This window comes from Frankia sp. CcCS3, assembly GCF_977927575.1.
The window spans coordinates 1-2,384 of sequence record NZ_CDWRCL010000344.1 but is presented as its reverse complement, the minus strand read 5'-3'; the positions used below and the strand labels follow the sequence as shown (position 1 = coordinate 2,384).

General features: G+C 64.6%; 1 protein-coding gene and 1 pseudogene. Both read right to left on the bottom strand.

The features are described from left to right. Positions 1-312 (bottom strand): annotated as a pseudogene (locus tag AC08OQ_RS18945) (aminoglycoside phosphotransferase family protein); the annotation flags it as partial. A 190-nt stretch (positions 313-502) separates the two neighbouring features. Next, positions 503-2,191, bottom strand: a complete 1,689-nt coding sequence (locus tag AC08OQ_RS18940) for a CocE/NonD family hydrolase (RefSeq protein ID WP_476602355.1) — start codon at positions 2,189-2,191, stop codon at positions 503-505. Between the last annotated feature and the right edge of the window lie 193 nt (positions 2,192-2,384).

The window sequence follows — 2,384 nt, the reverse complement described above, 5'->3', positions numbered from 1 at the left end:
TATGTCGAAGCGATCGAAGTGGACCCCTTGCGACCCCAGTTCGTTGCGTAGCACCGCCAGTTCTTCTTCCTGCTGGCGCAACGAGTGTACCTGCAGATCGAGTGATGCCGTTCGATACCGGGTTGCCGTCCGGTCCTTCAACTCGCGCAGTAGTCGTGACTTACCTATACCGCCCACGCCGGTGGCGTTGAAGACCCGTGGACCGTCACCTATATGGGTCAGCTCTTCGGCGAAAGCCGCCAGCACCGGTTCGCGGTCCACGAAACGCCGCTGCAGTGCGGCGACCCGATGAAACCGTGGCGCAGGCGCCATGTAAACCTCCGACCATCACAGACCGCAATACCGTCGAGGACGATGCAATCATAGTTGAGCTCGACGACGCACGATGGACCAGCACATCGGGCTGCGGCGCGATCCTGCCGATCCGCACCCGGGCGAGCCCGGGCCGGAACCGCGACCACGGTTCCGGCCCGGGTAGGCGTGCGCCGTGGGATCCGGTCGGCTAGTCGTTCTCGAGCGGAATCTCGCCGAGCGGAATGTCCAGGTAGGACGAGGAGCCGTCGGTGGACGAGATCTCGATTTTGTTGTTGGTGACGGTGGCGTCGCCGAAGAATCTGTCCTTGGTGTCCACGACCAGCTGTATCTGGCGGCCCGGCGTGATGCGGTAGTCGGCCGGCTGCAGGTGGATGTCGATCGTCCGCGTCTCTCCCTCGCGGTCGTTGAGCAGGGTGAAGGGCGCGCTGGTGATGATTTTTGCCTTACCGGTACCCGGGTCGACGTCGAACAGGTGCGCCACGAGCGTCGCGCTCTTCGCGGACGGGGTGACCGTGAGATGCGCCGAGACGGTCCCGATGATCTGACTCGGTGCGGTGAGCGGTTCGGTCGACCACACCGCGGCGTCCTCGCGGGAGATCTCCGAGGTCTCGTACACGATCGGAGCCCCCAGTCTTTCGAGGATGCCGGTCTGGACCAGGGCCGGGGCTATCAGGGCGGGGGTGTCCGTGCCGGCCCGGAAGGTGTGGCTCCCCCCGGAGTTGGGCTGAGGAGTCAATGAGCCGTCCGATGTCCCCGGCAGCGGTGCGTTCAGGTAGTAGCGCCGCAGCGGCAGCGTGTACGAGTCCCAGTTGGCGAGTTTCTTGACCGTGAACAGGTTGTGCATGTACTCGGTGTGCACGTCGCCGTCGTTCTCCACGCCGTTCTCCTCGTCGGCAACGAAGCGGTCCAGCCAGCGGAAGGCCGTCGCTGTCGGACGACTGATACCGCCGAGAAATCCCTTGATCTCGTCGCCGCCGTGATCTCCGATCAGTACCAGGAGACGTTTGGGACCGATCAGTGCGTTGAAGAACTCCACCACCGCGGGCACCGAGAAGATGGTCTCGTGCCAGTAGGTGCCGAGGAAGATAGGGACCCTCCTGGCGTTGAGTTCGTTCAGGTAGGTCACCGGTGAACGGACCGCGCTGAACTCCAGCAACCGTTCGATATTCTGATTGGCCCGGAAGTCGTCGAAGATATCCTTGACTTCGGCGGAGAGGTTCTCCTCGCCGAACAGCTTGGTGAGCTCCTCGAACGCCAGCAGGTGTCGTGTCTCGTTCTCGTACAGCGACCAGCCCAGATCGGCCCAGGCGCTCTGCGCGCACACGGCCCTCACCCGGTCGTCGTGCGCCGCGATGATCAGGCTCTGGCCGGCGCCGTAGGACGACCCCGCGAACCCGATTCGATCCGGATCTGCGCGGTCGGGATAGGTGTTCAGTACCCAGTCGATCACGGCCGAGCCGTCCGCCCGGTCTCGCGGACCGGCGACGTCGATCTTCCCCGTGGAGTCGGCGAGCCCACGCTCGCTGTACGCGACCGCCAGATATCCCTTGAGTGCGAAGTTCAACAGCATCCCCGGATACGATTTCCACCCCGTCGACGCCAGCGGAGCCGGCATGATGACGACCGGGTTCGGCCCCGGCCTGAGGGGGACCAGCACGCCGGCGTCGAGCTGGACGCCGGCATCGGCTCCGGGGATCCTGGTCGCGGTGAAGGCCCCCGCTCCCCGCAGTTCCTCGAACTTTGCCACGGTCGCCGGCGGGAGATTCCTGAAGTCGCCGCTCTCGAGGTTCTCAAGAGCGGCGATCTCCGCGTCGAGCAGTGTTCTGTCGTTGGGCGCGAAATCGAACACGTTCGTGGTCTTGACAGTCGTGGTCACTCGGATGATCTCCTTCTGGGCGTGGGAAAAGGAGCCTGCCGGCGAACCTGGCCGACGGGCGCGCGATCGTCCGCGGCCGTGACGAGGTGATGATCCGGATATCGGATCCGTGGTGCGGAAGTCTCCCGGTGCACGGGTTCGGAGCCTAGTGGTCGGAACCGTTAATTCGTCGGGTTTCATGCGGCCTGCGGAC